19 protein-coding genes are annotated in these 21,580 nt (G+C 60.9%); 9 read left to right on the top strand and 10 right to left on the bottom strand.

Annotated elements, in window-relative coordinates:
- Positions 1-10 precede the first annotated feature (10 nt).
- A complete protein-coding gene (locus ACQ4L4_RS04465) occupies positions 11-748 on the bottom strand; it encodes an SDR family NAD(P)-dependent oxidoreductase (RefSeq protein WP_431103022.1) in 738 nt (245 codons plus the stop codon).
- A gap of 182 nt (positions 749-930) precedes the next feature.
- Here ACQ4L4_RS04465 and ACQ4L4_RS04460 point away from each other — a divergent pair, with 182 nt between their 5' ends.
- Positions 931-1,458 (top strand): winged helix-turn-helix transcriptional regulator, encoded by a 528-nt coding sequence (locus ACQ4L4_RS04460; protein WP_431103020.1) that lies wholly within the window; start codon positions 931-933, stop codon positions 1,456-1,458.
- A gap of 11 nt (positions 1,459-1,469) precedes the next feature.
- Here ACQ4L4_RS04460 and ACQ4L4_RS04455 read toward each other — a convergent pair whose 3' ends face one another.
- Positions 1,470-1,967 (bottom strand): TetR/AcrR family transcriptional regulator, encoded by a 498-nt coding sequence (locus ACQ4L4_RS04455; protein ID WP_431103019.1) that lies wholly within the window; start codon positions 1,965-1,967, stop codon positions 1,470-1,472.
- A gap of 218 nt (positions 1,968-2,185) precedes the next feature.
- Here ACQ4L4_RS04455 and ACQ4L4_RS04450 point away from each other — a divergent pair, with 218 nt between their 5' ends.
- Complete coding sequence (locus ACQ4L4_RS04450; RefSeq protein ID WP_431103018.1) at positions 2,186-2,992, top strand: SDR family NAD(P)-dependent oxidoreductase; 807 nt, start codon at positions 2,186-2,188, stop codon at positions 2,990-2,992.
- A gap of 69 nt (positions 2,993-3,061) precedes the next feature.
- On the opposite strand, the gene ACQ4L4_RS04445 is transcribed toward ACQ4L4_RS04450, so the two are convergent.
- Positions 3,062-3,571: a winged helix-turn-helix transcriptional regulator gene (locus tag ACQ4L4_RS04445; RefSeq protein ID WP_431103017.1), complete on the bottom strand. Its 510-nt coding sequence runs from the start codon at positions 3,569-3,571 to the stop codon at positions 3,062-3,064.
- Positions 3,572-4,005: 434 nt separating this feature from the next.
- On the bottom strand, positions 4,006-4,896 hold the full coding sequence (locus tag ACQ4L4_RS04440) for a hypothetical protein (protein ID WP_431103015.1): 891 nt from the start codon (positions 4,894-4,896) through the stop codon (positions 4,006-4,008).
- Positions 4,897-5,060: 164 nt separating this feature from the next.
- On the opposite strand from ACQ4L4_RS04440, the gene ACQ4L4_RS04435 reads away from it, so the two are divergent.
- Positions 5,061-6,290, top strand: coding sequence for an MFS transporter (locus tag ACQ4L4_RS04435; protein WP_431103013.1), 1,230 nt, complete (start codon positions 5,061-5,063; stop codon positions 6,288-6,290).
- Between the two features lie 57 nt (positions 6,291-6,347).
- Entirely contained in the window at positions 6,348-7,904 is a 1,557-nt protein-coding gene (locus ACQ4L4_RS04430; RefSeq protein WP_431103011.1) for a cation:proton antiporter, read from the top strand.
- Between the two features lie 35 nt (positions 7,905-7,939).
- On the opposite strand, the gene ACQ4L4_RS04425 is transcribed toward ACQ4L4_RS04430, so the two are convergent.
- Together ACQ4L4_RS04425 and ACQ4L4_RS04420 are read right to left on the bottom strand one after the other, a co-directional pair.
- Positions 7,940-8,305 carry an OsmC family protein gene (locus tag ACQ4L4_RS04425; protein WP_431103009.1) on the bottom strand — a complete coding sequence of 122 codons (366 nt, stop codon included), beginning with the start codon at positions 8,303-8,305 and terminating at the stop codon, positions 7,940-7,942.
- 135 nt (positions 8,306-8,440) lie between these two features.
- Positions 8,441-8,911 (bottom strand): hypothetical protein, encoded by a 471-nt coding sequence (locus ACQ4L4_RS04420; RefSeq protein WP_431103007.1) that lies wholly within the window; start codon positions 8,909-8,911, stop codon positions 8,441-8,443.
- Between the two features lie 485 nt (positions 8,912-9,396).
- Between ACQ4L4_RS04420 and ACQ4L4_RS04415 the strand changes: the two genes are divergently transcribed.
- Genes ACQ4L4_RS04415 through ACQ4L4_RS04400 form a run of 4 tightly spaced genes read left to right on the top strand, consistent with a single transcriptional unit; the run spans position 9,397 to position 16,402 of the window.
- Positions 9,397-10,869 (top strand): DUF3375 domain-containing protein, encoded by a 1,473-nt coding sequence (locus ACQ4L4_RS04415; RefSeq protein WP_431103006.1) that lies wholly within the window; start codon positions 9,397-9,399, stop codon positions 10,867-10,869.
- Positions 10,853-11,719 carry a DUF4194 domain-containing protein gene (locus ACQ4L4_RS04410; RefSeq protein ID WP_431103004.1) on the top strand — a complete coding sequence of 289 codons (867 nt, stop codon included), beginning with the start codon at positions 10,853-10,855 and terminating at the stop codon, positions 11,717-11,719. The genes ACQ4L4_RS04415 and ACQ4L4_RS04410 overlap by 17 nt, the downstream gene beginning before the upstream one ends.
- Positions 11,719-15,147, top strand: coding sequence for an ATP-binding protein (locus ACQ4L4_RS04405; RefSeq protein WP_431103003.1), 3,429 nt, complete (start codon positions 11,719-11,721; stop codon positions 15,145-15,147). The genes ACQ4L4_RS04410 and ACQ4L4_RS04405 overlap by 1 nt, the downstream gene beginning before the upstream one ends.
- Positions 15,134-16,402 (top strand): Wadjet anti-phage system protein JetD domain-containing protein, encoded by a 1,269-nt coding sequence (locus ACQ4L4_RS04400; protein WP_431103002.1) that lies wholly within the window; start codon positions 15,134-15,136, stop codon positions 16,400-16,402. The genes ACQ4L4_RS04405 and ACQ4L4_RS04400 overlap by 14 nt, the downstream gene beginning before the upstream one ends.
- A 39-nt stretch (positions 16,403-16,441) precedes the next feature.
- On the opposite strand, the gene ACQ4L4_RS04395 is transcribed toward ACQ4L4_RS04400, so the two are convergent.
- The 4 genes from ACQ4L4_RS04395 to ACQ4L4_RS04380 form a co-directional block, all read right to left on the bottom strand.
- Positions 16,442-16,663, bottom strand: a complete 222-nt coding sequence (locus tag ACQ4L4_RS04395; RefSeq protein ID WP_431103001.1) for a hypothetical protein — start codon at positions 16,661-16,663, stop codon at positions 16,442-16,444.
- A 232-nt stretch (positions 16,664-16,895) separates the two neighbouring features.
- Positions 16,896-18,137, bottom strand: coding sequence for a hypothetical protein (locus ACQ4L4_RS04390; RefSeq protein WP_431103000.1), 1,242 nt, complete (start codon positions 18,135-18,137; stop codon positions 16,896-16,898).
- Positions 18,138-18,374: 237 nt separating this feature from the next.
- On the bottom strand, positions 18,375-19,403 hold the full coding sequence (locus tag ACQ4L4_RS04385; RefSeq protein ID WP_431102999.1) for an aldo/keto reductase: 1,029 nt from the start codon (positions 19,401-19,403) through the stop codon (positions 18,375-18,377).
- A gap of 74 nt (positions 19,404-19,477) precedes the next feature.
- On the bottom strand, positions 19,478-20,689 hold the full coding sequence (locus tag ACQ4L4_RS04380) for an MFS transporter (protein WP_431102998.1): 1,212 nt from the start codon (positions 20,687-20,689) through the stop codon (positions 19,478-19,480).
- A 391-nt stretch (positions 20,690-21,080) separates the two neighbouring features.
- Here ACQ4L4_RS04380 and ACQ4L4_RS04375 point away from each other — a divergent pair, with 391 nt between their 5' ends.
- The gene (locus ACQ4L4_RS04375; protein WP_431102997.1) at positions 21,081-21,575 is read left to right on the top strand and encodes a (2Fe-2S)-binding protein; all 495 of its coding nucleotides are present in this window, start codon (positions 21,081-21,083) and stop codon (positions 21,573-21,575) included.
- Positions 21,576-21,580 lie beyond the last annotated feature (5 nt).

Raw genomic sequence — 21,580 nt, 5'->3', positions numbered from 1 at the left:
ACCAGGCAGATCAGAACGGCTCCGCCCATGGACGTAGGTCAATTTCCTGTGTCCAAGCACTGCGGTGCTGGTTGTGCAGCATCCAGTAGGTTTGAGCGAGCTCATCTGTCTTAAGGAGTCCGTCCGCGCCGCGTTTGGCGGCCTCCTCCGGGAAGCGGCTCAAGAATCGCTCCCCCTCTATCCCGCCGTCGACGATCACGTGAGCGACATGCAGGCCCAGCGGTCCAAGCTCGCGGGCCATACTTTGGGACAGCGCGCGAAGGCCAGCCTTGGAGGCCGCAAACGCCGCGAAGCCCGAGCGACCGCGGAGCGACCCGCTGGCGCCCGTGAAGAGGATGGATCCTCGCCCCTTGTCACGTAGGACAAGCGCCGCGGCCTTGCCCACAAGGAAGCCGCCCAGGGTGTTGCTCCTCCAAAATGCCTCGAAGGTCTCAGCCGTCACGTCGAAGATGCTTTCACGCAGGTTCTGTCCAGCGTTGTAGACAACAACGCTCAATTCCCCCTTCGCGGCGGCATTGGATACAAAATTGGCCGCGGTATGGGCTTGGGACGCGTCGCCGCTCGAGTAGCTCGCTTCCCCACCTGCCTTTTCCAGCTCGGCCACGATCGGCTTGAGCTTCTCGGCGCTGCGGCCGGCAACGTGCACGTGGTAGCCCTCTCTCGCAAAGCGCCGCGCTATCGCAGCCCCAAGGCCGTTGGTCGCACCGACTCCTACGACCAACGCTACATTTTTCGAAGTTTCCGACATCGCGATTTCCTTCTGACACTGAGATTGCTGGGAGCCTCGTGGGTCGCCAAGACCTCCGCGGGCGCCACCCGGACTGAACTAGGTGTGGAGGACCGCGTACCGAAGCCAAGTTCACGGCATTAAGGACGTTTGTGTCCGTGGTCTAATCTGGTCTGTGACAAGAAAGTACTGGACCAGTACCTATGGGCTTTTTGGATAGTGGTGAGTCGGTCTGCCCGATCGCACAAACCTTGGCCATCGTCGGCGAGCGTTGGACCCTGTTGATCCTCCGAGAGATGTTCATGGGGTCAACTCGCTTTGACGAGTTCCAGATGTACACGGAGGCCGCTCCGCATCTACTTTCGACTCGTCTCAAGCAGCTGGAGGTCGACGGCATCGTCACCCGAGAGCTCTATCAAGAGCGTCCGCCTCGCCACGAGTACAAGCTGACCGCCAAGGGCCTCGATTTGTTCCCCGTCATCATGGGACTGAAGGCCTTCGGGGACAAACACGGTAAGTACCGTTCACGAGGCAAGGCCGCCATCACTGTTGTGCATGCCAAGTGCGGGCACTCGACCGAGCTCAAGATGCGTTGTAGTTGCTGTGACGAGCCCTATGGGCCCATGGATGTACTCAACCAGCTCAACCGCGCTTTTGCTTCGGAGCGGGAAGAACGCAAGGCAGCGTTCATCGAAAAGCAGCGGGGTAAGTCTCGTAGGGCTCCCAAGTAGCCCGCAACGCATCACTGCTGCGCTCCGACGGTTGAGAGCAGCTCCTTCGACAGCGGCTGATCCCCCACTGCGCGAGCCAACACCATCGCTCCGACCATCTTGACCACGAGGTCCAGCGCTGCCTGACGTCCGCTGTCTCCCGCTTGTCCCATGGTCGGATCTGCTCGCTGGAATTGCTCCACTATGGCTTCCAGGTGGGTCGCAAATGCCGCGCGTAGCGGGTTAGTCGCATTCGTGCGGCCAACGTCCGTGGCAAGGGCAGCCATGAGGCATCCGCTTTGCGGCGCATCCCTGTGAGCTTCGCTCAAATAGCCTCCCACGAACGTCCCTAAGTCGGAGGCGAGGATCGCCGCCGACATCTCCTCTAGCGACGTCGCCGAGGCGAAGGAGAAGCTCTTCTCCAGCATGTCCTGCTTCGACTTGAAGTGGTTATAGAACGGGCCGTGAGTCAGCCCGGAGCCGCCCATCACACCAGCCACGCTTGCGCCGGCGAGCCCGTTCGACCGCATGACCTCCGATGCGCGACGGAGAACGCTTTTACGCCTTCTCTCCGCTTCCGCAGCTGGATATCGCATAGTCACTTCCTTTTTTGTAGGGACATTCCGAAGCGTACTTGACCCTCTTCATGTTGGTCATCATGATTGATATATACATGTCGCTCGTCATGTTATTTGCCGCCCGGGGCGACTGCCTCTGCGGTTCATCTTCTCCCTGAAGGACGATTCCCATGACCCAAGCATCGACCGCATCCCTTGGTACGGCCGCAATCACCGGCGCCTCCTCGGGCATCGGCCGCATCTACGCCGACCGCCTTGCACGCAAGGGATACAACCTTCTGCTGATCGCACGTCGCGGCGAACTGCTGGAGAAAGCTGCCGCCGAACTTCGCCAAGCTCATGGCGTGGCGGTTGAAACCCTCGTCGCCGACCTCGGCTCGCCGCCGGACCTCGCAAGTACTGCCAAGCGCTTGGCGGAAGACTCCGCTATCACCCTGTTGGTGAACAACGCCGGCGTCTCAACTCTCGCGCCCGTGGCCGACACGACCCAGGGTCAGATTGACGCGATGCTCAGCGTCAACATCGCGGCTCTGGTCACGCTCAGCCGCGCTGTGGTCGAGCGATTCCGCAAGGAAGACTCCGGCACCCTCGTCAACATCGGCTCGGTTCTCGGCTTCGCCACACTGCCAATCAGCAGCGTGTACAGCGCGACCAAGGCTTTTGTGCACTTGTTCACCCGCGGCCTACAGGATGAGCTGCAGGACAGCAAGGTCCGCGTTCACCTGGTGCTTCCGGCTGCCACGGCAACCGATATCTGGGAACTGTCGGGCGTGCCGCTCGAACATCTGGACGCTTCGATCGTCATGAAGGCCGAACACTGTGTCGACGCAGCGCTCGCCGGACTAGACGCAGGTGAGCGGGTGACCATGCCCTCCGTGGAGGATGTTGACACTCTCACGTCGCTCGACAAGGCTCGATTGACTCTGCTGACCTCTTCGCAAACTGGTCGCCCTGCCACGCGCTACAACGTGGCGTGAGAACGAGCAAGCGGCTGCGCACGGGAGTGCAGCAGCCGCTTGCCTCCCCACGCTGAGCCGGAACTACAACTAATCGCTCTTGCGCCCGTGACGCTCATGCCAAGCTTCTCGGTCGGCACGCTCCCTGACGAACGTCGGCCCTAACTCGACGTCATAGTCGTCAAAGCTGAACCCTTCGAATTGCTGGGCATCAGCCAGCGAATTGACAAGGGTTCCTGAGGCTCGGCTGCGAAGATCGATGGCGGATTCGCCGGGTGGTTGGTCGCCCGACCACTTTCGCCCCCAAGAGCGAAGAAGCATCAGAATGGGATCCAGCTCCTTGCCCTTCTCAGTGGTGTGGTACTCGAAGCGCAACGGCCGATGGCAGTAGGCTCGCCTTTCCACCACCCCATCACTTTCCATACGACGGAGGCGGGTGGTCAGGAGATGCGAAGACATTGTTGTCTGCGCCATCAGGTCGTCGAACCGATGGACGCCCATCGCTATCTCTCGGAGCAGTAGCAAGGTCCACCGGTCTCCGATGACGGCGAGGGACCTCGCGATCGGACAAACACTGGCGGTGACGCTCTCCCAGCTCATACCTCTGTCTCCCTATCGCGCGATAGACGATGTCTCTCGGGCGTTGACTACTTCGACCTGGCTACTCCCTGGGGAGCCAACGAGATGCATGTTGCTATGACAAGGGCACCGGGCGTTCCTGAGGCAGAAGGGTCAAAAATGATTAGTAACTTCGTTTGTTGAAGTCACATACGATAATTGTTCCAGCAACATATCGGCCGCACGTTGCCGCGATGCAGGCTCTCTATGGCTCTCCGCAAACGAGTCTACGCGCTTGATCTTACAGACAAAGATGCGAACCACCACACCCTGTCAATCTCTAGACGAGCCGCATATCGCCAAGTCAGAAGTCTGAAGGGCGGCCGCGGGCTTTGAGGTCGACCGAAGGTGGTCGCTTTTGCCTGCGACTGCAAGCGACCGCTAGCCCAGGATCTGGGAGCGGCGCAGACCAAGCATCACGCCGGCGAGAAATCTCGCGGATTGCGTCCCGCGAGCCAGAGCGCGACGTTGATGGCGTATTGCTTGGTCGATCTCAACGCATCGTCAAACTTGCGCATGTTGTCACCGGTGCGATCCGTCACGAACGATGGCGAGCCGTGCTCGATGTCCCAATTGAAGTCCGCGAAATGATGGAAGGTTGACTGTGCGATCGCCCTGCCCCCGTGTTCAGTGGCTTCGAAAGCAACGGCCAGATTGAAGCGTCTTGTGGTCGCGATGCTGCGCCCTTGCATGATGACTCTGGCGGTGTGGTCATGACGCGGCGCGCTGACCAGGCCTTCATGTGGATGAGCCGGCAAGTACTTCAGCGTCTGATCACTTTCGGTGGGGTCGTACAAAACCTCATGAGGCGCCCCAACCACGGCAATCCGCTGATAGTCGCCGTTCTCTCCTGAGTAGTAGTTCGGCCAAGAGATGCTCGTGTTTGTTGTGTTATCCGGATGCTGAAGCGTCGGATCCTCGTGAACGTTCTTGCTGTGGAAATGATGGGCCGCGCCCACGCCTCCGAGCGTGCACACTGAACTTCCGAGGTCCATGTGGTCCCGCGTGACCATGAGGCCGCCGCCCCGACGCCGGAAGGCACTCAGGCCCGCGCAATCCTCCGGAGCCAGCCCGTCACCCACATCGACCGCGATCAGCCAGACTTCATCGAAGTCCGACTCAGCCAGAGTGGAGATGATTGGGTCTGGAGAACCGCGCAGCGCGCGGTTGCGGGCCGTTACGTCGAAGACTTTGGCGCCGCTAGCATCGCGGGCGCTCTCCAAGTGTTGCTTCAGCAGACTGAAGCGTTCGATGTTCCAGTCATCTTCGATGGACTCGATAGTCGTTTGGAGAAGTACTTTGATCATGAATTCGCCGCCGCAGCGTCTGAACGCGAGAATTTCGCAAGTTTGATTCGTAACTGATGCGCGCTGAAAGCGCACCTATACCTTCGGATGGTTCGAGACAACTAACCACCGCAACTCTCACTCCATAGTAGCATCCGTTTTTGAAGTCTCTATGGAGCGAAGGTATGACATCGAATGCAAGCGAGAGTGAGAACGTCGTTCCATATAGGACTTTGCTCTGGCTAGCGCTCGGAACTTTTGCGATTGGCACGGAGGGGTTCATGATTGCGCCCCTGCTGCTAGAAATCACGAAGGACCTGCACGTCTCCGTAGCCGACGCGGGCCAACTTGTCACCGTCTTCGCGCTCACATACGCGATTAGCTCTCCAGTCCTTGCGGCCACCCTTGGCGGGGTCAACCGTCGAAAGCTCCTCATCGCCAGTCTGGTCGTTTTCACGGTCGGAAACCTGCTGGCCTGGGCGGCGACAAGCTACTCCACGCTTCTTATCGCTCGCGTGCTCTTGGCCCTCTCGGCTGGCTTGTATGTTCCTAGCGCCAACGCCGTCGCCAGCGCACTGGTTGCCCCCGCGCGCCGCGGCACCGCGCTGGCGATCGTCAATGGCGGACTGACGGTCGCTATCACGCTCGGAGTTCCGGTCGGTGCGCTGATCGGCGACGCCGCCGGCTGGAGGTACACGTTCGTGGGTGTCGCCGTCCTCTCCGTTCTGGCCACCGTTGGCCTTCTCCTGGGTCTTTCCAGGGACTTCGGACGCGGGATTCCCACAGCGACGCTAGCGGAGCGTCTCGCAGTGGCACGGCACCGTCCTGTTCTGTTGGCCTTGGCGACGACTACCCTGTGGGCAGCGGGCACTAACAGCGTCTACACGTACTTCTCGGTCTATTTCTCGGGGACGACTGGCGCCTCAAATCTGGCGCTCAGTGCAGCCATGTTCCTTTATGGGCTGGCAGGCGCCGCCGGGATGTACATCGGCGGCAAGACGACGGATAAGCACAGCCCCTCGCACGCGCATCTCCCATCATTGCTGGGCATGACCGCCACCTTCCTCTGTATGGCCATCGTGGCTTGGGCCATCCCTGCTCCAGCGAGCCTGATCCCTGTCTTCGCCCTTGTGATCGCTTGGGGAATCTCTGCATGGGCCTTCCATCCCGCACAACAGGCTCGCCTGATCGAGCTCACCGGGATCGGCGTGGCGCCTGTCGTGCTCTCCCTCAACGCCTCCTTCCTCTACCTCGGCTTCTCCATCGGTGCAGCCGCAGGTTCTGGCTTGGCCTCACCCGCAAGCGCTGGAAAGATTGGATTGCTCGGTGCCGCGTTTGAAGTTGCTGCCATCGCCCTGCTCTTGGTGCGCAAGGCTCACCCGCATCGCACCCGGCACGTGAGGGAACACGGCTGACCGATGGCGATGCGCGGCACTCTGCGCGTCTGCCCACCAACCACAAATAGCTCAGCCATGGAAAATCTTGAGGTAACTCTGGCCCTGCTGGCCATCTCGCTCCTGGTGCTGCACCTGGCGCGGCAGTTTCGGCTCCCCTACCCTTCAGTGCTGGCCATCGCGGGATGCGTGGTGGCAGCGGTCCCCTTTCTGCCGGTGCTGAGCATCGAGGCCCAGCTAGCCTTGGCCTTGTTCATCGCTCCCGCGGTCTTGGACAGCGCAACAGAGATCTCACCCAGAGAGCTGCGCCACAACTGGCTTCCGCTCTTGTCCCTTGCGGTGCTGCTGGTCATCGCTACCAGCCTTGCCGTCGCATGGACTGCCGTCTCTTATGCTGGTCTTGCGCTGCCAGCCGCGCTCGCTCTCGGCGCAATTGTGGCTCCGCCGGACGCGGCGGCCGCGACAGCAGTCCTGCGCCAGTTCAACCTCCCCCGGCGGACCATCGTCGTACTTCAGGGGGAGAGCCTGTTCAATGACGCCATCGCTTTGCTCATCTTCGGCCTGGCCATCGCCATGTGGGCCTCGCCTGAGACTCTGTTTACAAGGTCGCTCCCGCAACTTCTCGTTGCCGTCCCGGCCGGCATCGCGCTGGGTGGGGTTGCAGCGATAGTGAACATTCAGGCGTCGCGGCGGCTGAAGGGAACCCTCTCTTCAGTCGTCCTCAAGGTCACCATCACCTATGGAACCTGGGTCGCAGCGGAGCATCTTCATCTTTCCGCTATCGCGTCGATGGTGGGCCTGGCCATGGTTACCGCGAAGTATCTTCCCAAACACCTGTCCGCGCGCGATCGCGTGCAGGCGGAGGCGGTCTGGGTCTCATTCGTCTTTGTCCTGAACGTGCTGGCGTTTCTCCTGATGGGCCTTCAGGCTCGCAGCATCGTGACTGGCCTGGACAACGCCACCCTCTGGAAGTCGCTCACGTTCTCCGGCGTCATCCTGTTGGTGGTGCTGGTGACAAGGGCGGTCTGGGTTTTTGCGTACGGAACCATGTTGCGCAGCCTTCGAGGGGTTCTGGCGGATAAGGCTCCTCTGGTTTTTGTGCCAAACAAGAGAACGGGCGTCCTTGTGATGTGGTGCGGCATGCGAGGTCTCGTCACCCTTGCCTCTGCGCTTGCACTACCCGAAGCATTTCCTTCGCGCGACCTCATCGTTCTCAGTGCATTCGTGGTGGTGGTCGGAACGCTGGTTATTCAGGGACTGACCATCCGCCCGTTGATCGGAGCGCTCTCCTTGTTGCGAGGGCCGGCTGGTGGGGATATGGCTGAAGTCCGAGCAAAGCTGCTTCGCGAAGCACTGTCGACGTTGGAGCGCTCAGAGTCGCCGGCCGCGGCGCACCTGCGTGAGGAGTACGAGCAAGTCCGAAGCAAGCTGCTGCAAGGGTTGTTGCCAGCGGATGAACGCTCTGAGTTCGACCAACTGCGCGCGGAAGTGCTGCACTCTCAGCGCCTGCTCTTGCGCCGACTTCGCAGTGAGGACCAGATCGACGATGAAACCTTCCGCTGCATCGCACAGGACCTCGACTGGGCTGAGATCGCCGCCCAGCCTCGGGAGCAGACGCAGATCGCTGACGCATAACGAGCGCGTCTGCCTCGTGACAACACAACCTGCACCTATGCGGACTCACGAGCGCTGTTGAGGATCGCGTCCAGAGAGATGTCGACATCAAAAAGTCTTGATGTGGCACAGCTCGCCTTCGCTTGGCTCGCCAGGCGAATGAAGAGCCCACCGCACATACCAGGGACGTGGCCAGTCAAGGTCAGATGAAGACGGACCACCGCGCCCTGCGGGTCATCTTGGCTGAGCGTCACTTCCGCCTGCGTGCGTAGACTTTCCGGCTGGTAGTTGCTGTCCGACAGGATCCTGATCAGCTCCATCGTGAAGCACGCGGCGTGGGCAGCGCCCAACAACTCGCCGGCGCTGCAGCCCTGTCCCACTGACGTGGCGGTCGCTCCGCCACCAAGCTTCAGGGTTGGCAAGCCGTCGTCGACACCTGTCGCGGCGTGAGACCGCGCGCCACCCGACGTCCAGCGGGCACCGGAGCTCCGAAGGAACTTCATACATAGGCCCCGTTTAACATGGGCCATCGGCCAGCAGGTCGGTGCTTGGTTCGATCAAGCGCGAACGTCAACGTACTGCCCCTTCTGCGCATCGTTGTCCCTTCCCGCGTCTTGCGTAGCTAGGGACTCGTAAGTGGTGCTTGGGAAAGAGGCTCCGCCCGTCTGCGTATCCTCACCCTGCTCCCCGTCGGACAGTTCGACCGCATCCGCGCTGTCGTCGCCGTCCGCGGAGACGGGAGACTGGCCGGCATCGTCTGGCGTGTCCACTTCGGCTGACGCGAGCAGATCCGCCCGCGTCTTCTTCTCATCCGAAGCCTGACTGAGCGCCTGCAGCTCTTTCCCTTGCGCCATCAGCGGACGTAGCTTGGCTTCCTTTTCGGACTCCGAAAGCTTGGCATCGCTTCGAATCAACTGCGCCTGCAGCCCTCCGGAAGCGAGTTCTTGCACCCCTGCCGCTTCTTTCTGGCCTTGATTAGGACGCTGAAAGTTGGGCGCAGCTCGCACCGAGCTCATGCTGATGTTCATTAGGAATCTCATCCAGTCCAGCCCCGAGTCCCGGGGCAACACCTCCGTTATCGGCACTCACTTCTAGTTCTGAAGTTAATTGCAATGGACCGGTGCTTCAGTAGTGCCGCATGCACTCCGTGTCGACTTGTGTTGCGCTCGTCCGACGAACTTGAGCGGTCCACCGATTTGAGGGAGTCAGGGATGTTGATCGCGCAACGTAGAGGTTCTGAAGCCCACCGCACGCTACAGCTCAGGATCTGCCGGCCTTCGCGGCTCCGAACCCGAAGTCCAGGAAAGCGCTAGATAACGCGTGGGCGTTCCTGCTTGGTGTAACACCTGCTCGCTTAGCCTTTCGCAGCCTGCTAATTTGCATCAACAAAAGACGGTCAGGGAGGACCGATGGATGCCCATCAGATGGCAGGGAGGAGCACGGCCAGTGGCGACGCACCCGGGGAAACCCTCGCGCACCTGGTGAGCTACCAGACCCGAAGAATTTGCGCACCATGAGTACGCAAGATGCGCTCGCCCTCTACGAGGACTTGAGAGCCCGCCGGGACGAGCCCGCGTGGAGGCTTTTGGCAGCCATGCAGTCCCCTGCAATCTGCTCCTGCCTGAAGACCCTATTCGCCGCAGATCGCAATCTCGCAACATCGGCGTTCCACGAACGGCTGCATCGGCAGCTTGAGCTCGTTCGGCGCGCCGGCGCCGACCTGCCCAAGGCAGCACATGAATACGCAGCAGACTGGCTGGCCGAGGGGTGGTTGAGGCGGGATTTTCCGGCCGGCGCCACGGAAGAGGTTTTCGAGCTCACCGCCGCGACAACGGACGTCTTCCGCTACCTGGACCGCCTTAGCCGCCCTAGGGCAACGGCGACCGAAAGCCGTCTGACATCGGTCGTGCAGTTGCTGCAGTCTCTCGCTGAGGAAACCGACGAGAACCCGCGGACCCGCCTGGCCAATCTTCAGGCAGAGCGAAGCCGGTTGGACGAGGAGATTGAAGCTGTCAGGTCCGGCAAGGTTGTTCAGTTGCCCTCAGAGCGAGCGATAGAACGCGCGCGCGAGATCCTCGCCCAGGCCGACGAGCTATTTGGCGACTTTGGGCGCGTGCAAGAGCTGTTGGCGCAGGTCAACCTTCAGTTGCGCCGCGAACTTGTGGAGAACGACGGTGCCCGCGGCAACACCCTCGAGCGGATATTCAGCGGCATCGACATCATCAAGCAGACCGAGGCAGGCCGAGCCTTTGATGCTTTTTGGCGTCTTCTGGTCGACCCAGCCGCTTCCTCCAAGTTTGAAGCGGCCCTGGCGCAGGTGCTCGTCCGGCCATTCCTAGGCTCTCTAGAAGCCACTGAGCGGCGATCCCTGAGTAAGCTCAAGAGCCGCATGGTTGAGCAAGCTGCTAATGTCCACGCCGTCCAAGCGAGCTTCGCATCCGGCCTTCAGACGTTTGTCCGCAGCCGTGAGTATCGCGAGCAACGCCGGCTAATAGCCGTACTCCGAGATTCCATGAAGTCTGCGATCGCCGCAGCTGAAGAGATTCGACCTAACCAGAAGATCGACTTCTTCTTGATGCGCACCAGCGCTGCAGTCAGGTCTGCATCCCAATGGCAGCTGCATGACCCGGCCGAGCATGCGGTCAACGCTTCCATGAACGAGATCGAGGTGAGCGATGCGCGGCTAGAGGACATCGAGGAACTCGTTCAACGGTCAGAAATTGACATGCGAGCACTGAAGCGCAGTCTCATCGACGCGTTCTCAAGCGGAGCTGACCATCTAAGCATCGCTCAAATTCTCGAGCTTCATCCGGCCGAACAAGGACTTGGCTCAGTAGTCGGCTACATGCAGTTGGCAACCAAACATGCCCACCCGACGGATCGACGCGAGTTGGTGCGCTGGGAGGGAAGCGACGGACTTTGGCGGCGTGCAGATGCGCCTCTCTTCTATTTTCCCAAGGAGTGCGTGAATGAGCTTGTCGATTGACGCCGTACCGGATGAAGGATCGGCCAAGGCGGAGGAGCGGCCTGTACAGATGGACGCGGACGGCGTCGTGCCGCCCGCCGCAGTACTGTCAGCTCGCGTCTCGCACTGGCTCGCCTCGGCGCAGGAGGACGACGATCCAGGCGACGCGCCACCGCCTACTCCCTCTGGTCTCTTTAACGGTGACACCGGTACGCTGAGATCGGAGACGAGGCGCTGCCTGGTCGCACTGCTGAACGGCCCCAGCGTTGACGGTCGCCGACAAGGGCAGCTCTGGTCCATCCTCACGCGCGACCGTGAGGCCATCCAGACCTTCCTGCACAACATCTTTCTGGACCTCGTTGTGGACATCCCACAGCAGGTGGCCTTCATCCGCCAAGTACCCGACGAAGGAGAGGCCGACATCCCAATTCTGCTACGTCGCCAGCAGCTGACGTTCATCGACTCAGCGCTGGTCTTGTACCTTCGCCAGCGCCTTACCGAAGCGGACTCCGCTAACGAGCGTGCGGTCGTCTCCACCCAGGAAATGTCTGAGCACCTGGCAGTGTTCGAGAAGGCGCGCAACACAGACTTGGCGCGCTTCGATCGCCAGATTGCCGGTGCTATAGAAAAGTGCAAGACGCTGAATCTCATACGTCCGATACGAGCCAGCGAGGGACGTTTCGAAGTTTCGCCCACGCTGAAGCTGCTTTTCTCGGCAGAAGACATCCAGGCACTGACGAACACCTACGAGGGACTGAAAAGCGCGCCTCCGCCCGCAGCGGAACTGACGCTTGATGAAGCAATAGCCCGAGGTGTAGCCGGTGCGGACGCGCTTGACGACGATGAAGCGATTGATGACCGGGAGGAATGATGTCCAGCAACCAACCGACCAACCTATACCCCCTGCCAGCACCGGCTGAACCCACAAGTGCTGGAAGCGATGCCTCTACGACGGAGGATCTACGACTTGCTCAAGAGCGCAAGGAACAGTTCCGTCTGGTCCGAATCCAGAGCTACAACTGGGGAACCTTTGACGGCATCCTGCGCGTTGACGTGTCCGAGAAGGGGATGCTCTTCATCGGCCCGTCCGGCTCAGGGAAGTCCACGATCTTCGACGCCCACGCTGCACTGATGACCCCTCCTCGTCTGCTGCACTACAACGTCGCAGCTCGGGAGTCCGAGACCAAGCAGGACCGCACCACCCTTACCTACGTGCGAGGCGTGTGGGGCGAACAGACCGCGGGCACGGGAGAGATCGCGCAGCAGCAGCTCCGCCCCGGCCCGACTTGGGCCGTCATCTCGGAGGTCTATCGGAACGGGCTGGGGGATGTGGTGACCTTGGCACACGTCTACTGGGTGAAGGGCAGTTCGAATCAGACGCGTGACGTTCATAGACGCTTTGTTGTCGCCAGCCGCCTTCTGGACCTCAGCGAACTCGACTTCTTCCCGGAGTCGCAGTTCAACGTACGCCGCTTCAAGTCGGACCTGCCTGGCGTTTGGGAAAGTGACTCCTTCTCGGAATACCAGGAGCGCATGAGATCCAGGCTGGGGATCGATGCCGAGAACGCCCTCAAGCTTCTGCACAAGACGCAGTCGGCGAAGAACCTGGGCAGCCTGACAGATTTCCTCCGAGATTTCATGCTCGACGAGCCCAAAACTCACGCGATGGCCGATCACCTCGTCGAACAGTTCGAGCGGTTGGAAAATGCGCACAACGAAGTGGTTTCTGCAGCCAAGCAGATTGCCACACTGACACCCGCGAGAGTCCAGAACGCCGATCGGGAGGCCAAGATTTCCCAGCGTAGCGAGCTCAGCGAGGCACGAACCGGTATCGAGCACGTCGAGCGGGAGATGCTTCGCGATCTAAGACTCACCCGTATCGCGGCGCTCGAAACCCGGTTGTCCGGTCTTCAGTCTCTCTTGCTGATCAAGCAGCAGGACAGCGTCGATGCGCAAGGATCCGTCACGACTCTCCAGAGGCAACGCGACGGACTCGGGGGTGAGCAGCTGGCCACTCTTGACGCATCTCGTGCGGCCGCGGAACAGGACGCGTCCGAGAAGCAGGTTCGCTTTAACCAGATTGCTACGGCATGCCGGCACCTGGGGCTGACCATGCCCGGCGATCCGCTGAAGCACGCCGAGCTGGTCACGCAGGGGCGCCGGGAACTCGACAACGCCGCCGGCGGCGGCCCGGAAGGATCAACTCACCGCGATGAGCTGGTCGTTGCACAGCACGAGGGGAAGAAGGAACTTGACCAGATTCAGCGAAACCTGGTCGCTCTAACGCGCCTGCCCAGGTCGAAGATGCCTCCGGAACTGACCGATATCCGCAGGCACATCTGCAGTGAGATCAAGGTCGATGAGGGCGCCCTTCCGTTCGCTGGTGAACTCATCGAGATGGATCCCGCCGAAAAGGGCTGGCAGGGTGCGGTAGAGCGTGTACTCAAGGGATTCGCCAAGACCTTGCTTGTGCCGGAGGAGCTCTACGGCCCGGTGTCACGCATCGTCAACTCGACCAATCTGCGCGGCCGCCTTGTGTACCTGCGCCTGATTCCTCACAACGGTCGCAGCCCTGCTCCTCAAACCAATGGTCTGTTTGAGAAGGTTCAAGTCTCGGAGGGGCGCTTCCAGTCGTGGGTAGAGCGGGAACTGCTTCAGGGCTTTGATGCGGTCTGCGTTGAGACCGTCGAAGACCTGCAGGACGTCTCCTTCGGTGTCACCCGAGCCGGTCTGATGAAGTACAACGGCCGCCGACATGAGAAGGACGATCGATTCGCCGTCAACGACCAGCGTCATTGGGTGCTGGGCGCCGATACCCGCTCGAAGGCAGCGGCCCTACAGGACAGCCACGACGAACTGGAGCGCCGCATCGCGGGCATCGAGTCCGAGCTTCAGAAGATTGACACCAAGGAGCGCGCTCGCATTGGCCGCATGCTGCACTGGCAGACGCTTGTGGACCGAACATGGGAGGAAATCGACCATCAAAGCGCCGCGCTGAGGGCAACGAGGTTGAAGGGTGAAATGGATGCTCTGCGAGCTGCCAGCCCCGATCTCGACATTCTCGAGCGGAAGATTTCCGAAGCAGTAATCGCTGCGAAGAAGGCGGCGGAACGGCTTGATACCCACAAGGACACCATCAGTGGCGTCAAGTTCGACCTAGGAAACCATCAGAACGCCTTGGCCAGCGCCGATGCGTTGGCGCCAGTTGCTCCGACGCCGCTTCAACGGCACGCGGTGCAGCAGCGTCTTGACGAGCTCGGCCTGACCCCGACCATCGAATCGATCAGTAAAGACATCAACCAGGTCGACCGAAAAATCGGCAGCGAGATTGGTGCCCTTGACAGCGCGATCGCCCAGTTGGTGAACAAAATCGAGAAGCAGTTCAGCGAGTACAACCGTGTCTGGGAGGCGGAGTCTGGCGGCCTTGACCCGACGATGGCGAGTTTCGAGGAGTACGACGCAAAGCTCACGCGGCTTGAAGTCGACGATCTGCCGCGGTTCGAGGTCAGGTTCAAAGAGCTGCTCAACGAGCAAAGCAACCAACACATCGCGCTCTTGTCAAATCAGCTAGAGCAGGAGCGTCGGGACATCTCGGACCGGATGGATACGGTCAACGAAAGCCTGGCCAGAGCCGAATACAACAAGGGGACGCATCTGCTCATCGAGGTGGAGGAGCACACTCCATCGGAAGCTGTGGAGCTCAAGGCCCAGCTCCGGGCGGCATTGAGCCACTCGCTGTCCATGGATGACGCCGAGGCGGAGGCCCGTTTCCAGACCATGAAGAAGCTCATCCGGCGACTTGCGAGCCAAGAGCCCCAGCAGGTCGCTTGGCGAAAGCTCGCCCTGGACGTGCGCCTACACGTCGAGTTCATCGCTCGAGAGCTGGATGAAGAAGACCGCGAGGTGCAAGTCCACCGTAGCGGAGCTGGCAAGTCTGGCGGCCAGCGCCAGAAGCTCACAGCCACCTGTCTGGCCGCCGCACTCCGCTATCAGCTCGGCGGGTCCGGTCGCACCCTGCCCTCGTACTCCACGATTTTCCTTGACGAAGCCTTCGACAAGGCCGACGCGGACTTCACCGACGCCGCGATGAAGATTTTCAAGTCGTTCGGCTTCCAGCTCATTGTCGCCACGCCGATCAAGTCCGTCATGACGATCGAGCCATATGTCGGAGGAGCCGTCTTCATCCACATCAAGGACCGCAAGCACTCGCGCGCGCTCGTCCTTCGCTACGACGACGAGACACAGAAAATCGACTTCAGACCCATCGACGGTACGAGCGCGAACGATGAAGCATCCTGACGACATGCTGCGCTTCATCAAGCAGCGCTATCTCAGACAGCGGTGGCGCTGGCTCGAGGGTTCCGGCGCGTGGCCTTACCAAGTTTCCCTGGAACGCCCCACGCAGAAGGAAACGCTCGCCAATCCCGCGGGGGTGCGCGCCTGGTCTTCAGCCTGGCAGGCTTGGCGCAACGAGCCGTCTGTCGCCAAGCTCCGTCCGGAGCTCAGTTCTGTAACCATGTCATGGTCCGGCTTGGGGACTCAGACGTTACCCGATCGCCTGACTTTCCCTTCTGCAGAAAGCGTGGCGGAATACTGCGGAGACCTGGGGACTTGGCGCCTGGTGGCGCAACGTCGCGGCCAGATGCTCGAGCTGTGGCCAGCGCTGGAGAAGGCAGGCTTTGGCGCTCACTACGAGATGCTGGCAACCTACTCGAAAGCGGACTTCCAGCGCCTACTTGACCTGCTCACTTGGCTCGTCGCCAATCCCCGATCCAACCTTCTGCTCCGCCAGCTTCCTGTTCGCGGCCTGGATACGAAGTGGATTGACCTTAGACGGCGGGGCATGGTCGCCGACTTGGTCAGACGAATCCTGATGCCGCCGTCAGCTGCCGCTGCGATAGAGCCTTTGGCACCTCAGGAAGGCGATGAAAACACGGCTGCCCTCCTGCCCGTCGAAATTGCCGGTGACTTCTACGAGATCTGTGGTCTGCGAAAGCCCCCGCCTCGCATCCGAATCCTGGTTTTATGCCCTGAACTCAGGACGCACATCGGAGGCTTGCGAGACGTCGAAGCGGATGTAGAGGACTGGATGGGCTCACGCCTGCGGCCCGACCGCCTCCTCATAGTGGAGAACAAGGAGTCCGGTCTCTGCCTCCCAGACATCCCTGGCGCCGTTGCCGTCATCAAGCTTGGCAACGCCGTTTCCCTACTCAAGCAGTTGGCCTGGCTTCGCGACGTGCCCGCCGTGTACTGGGGGGACATCGACACCCACGGGTACTCCATTCTCACGCAGGCCCGAAAAGTGTTTCCGCGGATCCGCTCCGTGCTTATGGACGAGGGAACGTTAGAGGGGCACCTCGACCGACTGGTTGACGAACCGCAGCAGACCAGAGCCGTCGACACGTCCCTCCTGACGGTTGAAGAGCTGGCGGTCTATACGGGTCTGCTTGAAGGGCGCTGGGGTGCCTCGCAGCGGCTTGAGCAGGAGCGGTTGGAGTGGCCAAGTGCGCTGCGTGCTGTCACGGCCGAACTCTGGGTCGAATCGATGAACTGACATTCGCGAGAGCTAGGCCGGTATCGCCAAGTTCTAACCTTAGCCCTTATCTGACTCGTCTGATCCTAGAGCCATGGCCGCAATCGCGTCCATAGCTGCTTCGCGCGCTGCCTCCGGGTGATCGAACGTGCCTTCCAGCGGGATACGCACGTCTTCGCCACTTTCCGGCTCGCCCTGCCCGACAACGAGGACCGCGAACCACTTACCCTCCTCTGTCTGCTCCACCCTGACATCGGCCCAGAAATTTTCGGAATCGCTCACATCGCATCCTCCATGGGTGGGAGTAGACACTCTTCCTGGTCCCACCGCAAAGCTGAAGCCGGTGAAGGATCGGCTTTGATAGAAATCGGAACACGAAAGTCGGTTGAACCCGCCACAGTTCGGTCCGTGGTCGACGTGACCACCTCACTCAGGAGCCGAACATGACCAAACACCCGCCCAGCCAAACCGATCTCGACAACCACGCGAACCAGCTCAACCCCAATCACGATGCCTACTGGCAGTCGCGGGCCGAGGAGGAGCGCCCAGTGGACTGGGAGGAGCGCATCCAGGACGGGGACGAACGCTGATCGAGTAGCCAATCAGGCCACCGTAGATTTCCCGACATCGGCAGTTGGGCAGCCCAGCGCCGACGGTGGCCCTGCCACAGCGCGCGGTACAGGTCTTCGGACGGTATGAGAATCGATTTCGCTCGACGACTACCGCTGTCGGGAGTCACCATGTGCCTCTCGAACCATATCGCCATCACGATCCAGAGCCAAGGAGCGTCGAACTCTTCCCGGGGTGACAGCGTTTGACAAAGACTGCGCCAGATCGAAACGACCACCTTCCCTGTTGCCTTCTTCTCGCCGATGAAAAGTTTCCGGAGCTGTCCGTCGCCAAGGGCCACAAGTCCGATGTCTTCGGCTAACTCAGTCGCGCCAGCGTAGCCCCTCGGCCAGACTCCCTGTCGGTCGTACTTTCTTTTGACGAGCAGCCACATCACCTGCAGGAGGCTTTGCGCCGGATGAATGACTACACCTTTCTTCAGCTTGTGCGAATTGCGCTCGTCGAAGTCAGGATGAAATCTCGGCCAGAGCCAAGGGAGCGTGGGCTCCGGCTCGAGCGGCGACAAATAGCTTAGGTGCCACTCAAGGTCCAGGCCGGCGGCAAACGCCCACCAAGCGTGGTCGAGAAGCCTGCTGGTTGGGCTGATGAGGTTCAACCAGGTTCTGGCCTGTTCCAGCACCCTAACAAGCGCTTTGACGTTATCTGCGAGTTCGCCCTCTAGCAGCGCTAAGCAACCGCTTCCGACGGAAATTGCAGCAGCTCGATAGGCCGCGATATCCCTGCTGGCGAGCGCCGTCAATGCCTGGCCAATTGCAAGATCCAAACTCTCGGCCCGCTGACCGGAGAGGGGGAACTTCGCTACGCCCAACAGGCCAAGTCCATACGCGAACCCAGCGTAAGCGCCGCTCGGCGCGTTAGCAAAAATCTCTTCGATTTCGCGCAGCGAGTACCCGGCCACCTGTAGATCGGCGCCAAGCTTTTGCTGGGTGAACGCTTCCGCCTGTCTTGCGCGCGCGGCTGTTTTCGTCGTCAGACCATGGGAACTGACATGAGCCTGCGAAAGTCCGGAAAATCGCTTGAAGAACGTCTGAGCCGAGACTCCTTCAAATGCGATGTTCATGTGTAAAGGCAGCTCCTGGAACACAGTCCAGGCGCGCCGGAGTTCGTTGATGGAAGTGTGATCCATCCGAGCAAGGCCCTCTCATCCGGTACTGTTCGCGCACATTCTCCCTCCGCCGCTCCGCCGCTCCACCCGAAATGGCCTCGATTCTGGAGGTCCCGTCGCTCGCTTCGAGGCTGTCGACCAACGGCATACCAGCGTCCGCGGTGCCCTGCAGACGGCCACCAACATAGAAAAAGGCCATCCTTCCAGCCAAGAAGGATGGCCCAAGCGCGCTGCATTGCAGCGCCCACCACCGTGAGGTCAGACGACCGCGGGATTTCTCTCCGAGAAGGTGTCGCGCTGGTGCCAGTACGGGTAAACCGGACGTGTTGCGCTGACGTCATCAAGGCGCTTGATCTGTTCCGCGGTCAGCTTGAAATCAGCCGCTCCAACGTTGTCGCGCAACTGCTGCTCGTTCCGCGCGCCGATGATGAGCGTGGAGATGGTGGGGCGCTGCAGGACCCAATTCAGTGCCACCTGCGACACGCTCCGTTCCACTTCTTTCGAGATGGCCTTCAGCACGTCGACCAGGTCGAAGAACTGGGCTTCAGGAAGTTCGGGGCCGTGTGCGCCCAGCTGCGCGGAACGGCTTCCGGCCGGCGCGGGCGTATCGCGGGAGATCTTGCCGCTGAGGCGACCGCCAGACAGCGGACTCCACACCACCGTGCCGACGTTCTGGTCTTTGGCCAACGGCATCAGTTCCCACTCGTACTCGCGCGCCAGCAGCGAGTAGTACGCCTGGTGCGCGACGTGGCGGGCCAGCCCCTGCTGCTCGGAGATGCTCAGCGACTTCATCAGATGCCACCCGGAGAAGTTCGAGCAGCCGATGTACCGAATCTTTCCTGCCTTTACTAGGTCGTCCAGCGCTCGCAAGGTTTCCTCGATCGGCGTCATGGCATCGAAGGCATGAAGTTGCCAGAGGTCGATCCGGTCGGTTCCTAGGCGTTTGAGGCTTGCCTCGACGCCTTCAACGATGTGTTTCCTCGAGGAGCCAATGTCATCCGGGCCAGGCCCCATCCGGAAGGTGCCCTTCGTAGAGATGAGCAGCTCGTCACGTCGCCCGGCGATCGCCTTTCCAAGGATGGTCTCCGCAGCGCCATCGGAGTAGACGTCCGCGGTATCAAAGAGATTGATGCCGGACTCGAGAGCGGCGCTCACCAGTTGCGTGGCCTCGGCCACGTCGGTCTCGCCCCAAGCCTTGAAGAACTCATTGCCTCCGCCGAAGGTCGCCGTACCGAAGCTGAGCACCGAGACCTTCAGATCCGTGCCACCAATGTTGCGATATTCCATGAACTACTTTCCACGGCCACCAAGAGCCGCAAGGTGAAACAGCCGTCCGCACTCGGCGACCGGCGACGCGAGCTTCAGATGGTGGTGTCGACCACCGCCGTGCCAAGCGCCTTGCGACGCTCCGAGCCGAGCCCGTATATCTGCGCCTTCGCTGCGATCGTAGCCAGCGAAAGGACCGAGAAGAGGATCCCACACCAGATGACTCCGCGCGTTCCGAAGGTCTCAATGGCCATGCCACCTGAGAACGATCCCAGGACGACACCGGCGTTCGCAGATGACAAGTAAAGACTGTTCGCGAACTCGGGGGCTTCCGTGGCGACCGATGTCAGCCACGTCTGCGTGACCACCAAGCCGCTCGTATGCGCGGCGCCCCACACGAGCGCGACTAGCGCCATGACGAGCACCGACGGGGTGCTGAACGCTTCCAGGATGACATAGGCCGCAGCAAGCGCGATGGGATAGCCCAGCGCGGTAGCGAGCGGGCTTCGCGTCATCAACGCGCCTGCGGCCAGGTTTCCGGCGAACCCTCCAACTCCGAAGACAACCAGAATCAGGCTGATGGTTTGGCCGTCCATGTGCGCTTCGGAACGAAGGAATTCTGCGGCATAGCTATAAACCGCGAAGCCCGCCGAGAAAACGAGGATGCTCGTGACGATGCTCAGCCACAGGGCGCCCTTCTTCAACACGGCGACCTGGTGTCCAAAGCTCAACGGCTCAGATCGCTCCGGCCTCGGCAACATCGCAACGAGGCCCAAGCCGGCCAGCAACGTCACCGCCGCGCAGAAGAGGAACGATGCTTCGTAGCCGAAGCGGGCCGCAACCCAAGTCATGAGCGGGACGCCGAAGACGATGCCCAGCGTGGTGCCAACGAAAGCGTGAGAAGTCGCTTGAGCCGCTCGCTCTCGTCGGTAGAGCGAAGCCGCCGTCGCAAAGGCTGCGGAGAAAAAGATGGGATGCATCAACGCGGGGATCACCCGCAAGACCATCAGAGTGGAGAAATGGGTGGCGTATGCCGTGAACACACTGCACACGGTGAAGCCCAACAAGGTCCATGCCAGGGTGGACTTTCGATCGAACCGCGAGGTCATCAGCACCAGGATGGGACCCAAAAACGCAATGATGAGCGCGAAGAGGCTGATCAGTAGTCCCGCTTGAAAGACAGATACCCCAAACCTCTCAACGATGACGGGGAGGATTCCAACCACCCCGAACTCGACGGCATACAGGCCGAAAAGTCCGAGGGCGATAAAGGGCATGGACGACGCCGGCTTGGCGCTTTGGTTCATCAAGTACTTCCCAAAAAAAGAATGGCCAACAAGCGGCCCCGCCTCGAACTGCGGTGTCTATGCAGGACGTCTCAACCAGAGGGTCAGCCAGCACCGTTTTGACCGTCCCCCCGCTCTGCAACGTACCGGCGCGGTGATGGCTTGGATCCAAGCGATTGCAGCGAATGTAGTCATGCCTAGGGTGCTTGACGCCCATACCTTCGGATGAATTGACGCATCCAAAGGTGGAGGATGAAATTCGTTGTGCTTCTATCTTTGAAGCCTTATGCCGAGCGACGCCTACTAGGCTCATCGGAGCGCAGATGACGTGCTTTCGGGCGCCAGCCCGCTCGCCACAAGCAAACCTTGCGCGAACCTCGCCCAACCTGCAGCGGCTGTAGAAAGACCAACAATGTTTGACCTCAACGTAAACGGCAATCGTCACTCTGTTGACGTTGCCAGCGACGTCCCCCTGCTCTGGGTCCTGCGAGACGTCATCGGCCTGACGGGCACGAAGTTCGGCTGCGGGGTCGCGCAGTGCGGAGCCTGCACGGTCCACCTGGACGGACAGCCCGTCCGATCCTGCGTGCTGCCAGTCAGCGCCGTGGAAGGTCGTGCGGTCACGACGATCGAAGCGATCGGCGATACCGCCGTCGGCAAAGAGGTCCAGAAGGCGTGGCTGGACGTTGATGTCGTTCAGTGCGGGTACTGCCAATCTGGCCAGATCATGTCTGCGGTGGCGCTGCTGAAGCGGCTTCCCGACCCCACGGATGAGGACATCGACGTCGCGATGGCCGGGAACATCTGCCGTTGCGCCACGTACGTACGCATCCGAGGAGCTATCAAGCAGGCTGCCACAGGCAAGGTTGTGATGATGCAGTCGATCGCACCTTCGAGCAAAGGCTGACGAGC

Origin of the sequence: Roseateles noduli (assembly GCF_050626985.1) — a bacterium.
Taxonomy (GTDB): domain Bacteria; phylum Pseudomonadota; class Gammaproteobacteria; order Burkholderiales; family Burkholderiaceae_C; genus Roseateles; species Roseateles noduli_A.
Note: the sequence above shows the minus strand (reverse complement) of the source record. Positions and strands in the feature narration are given on the sequence as shown.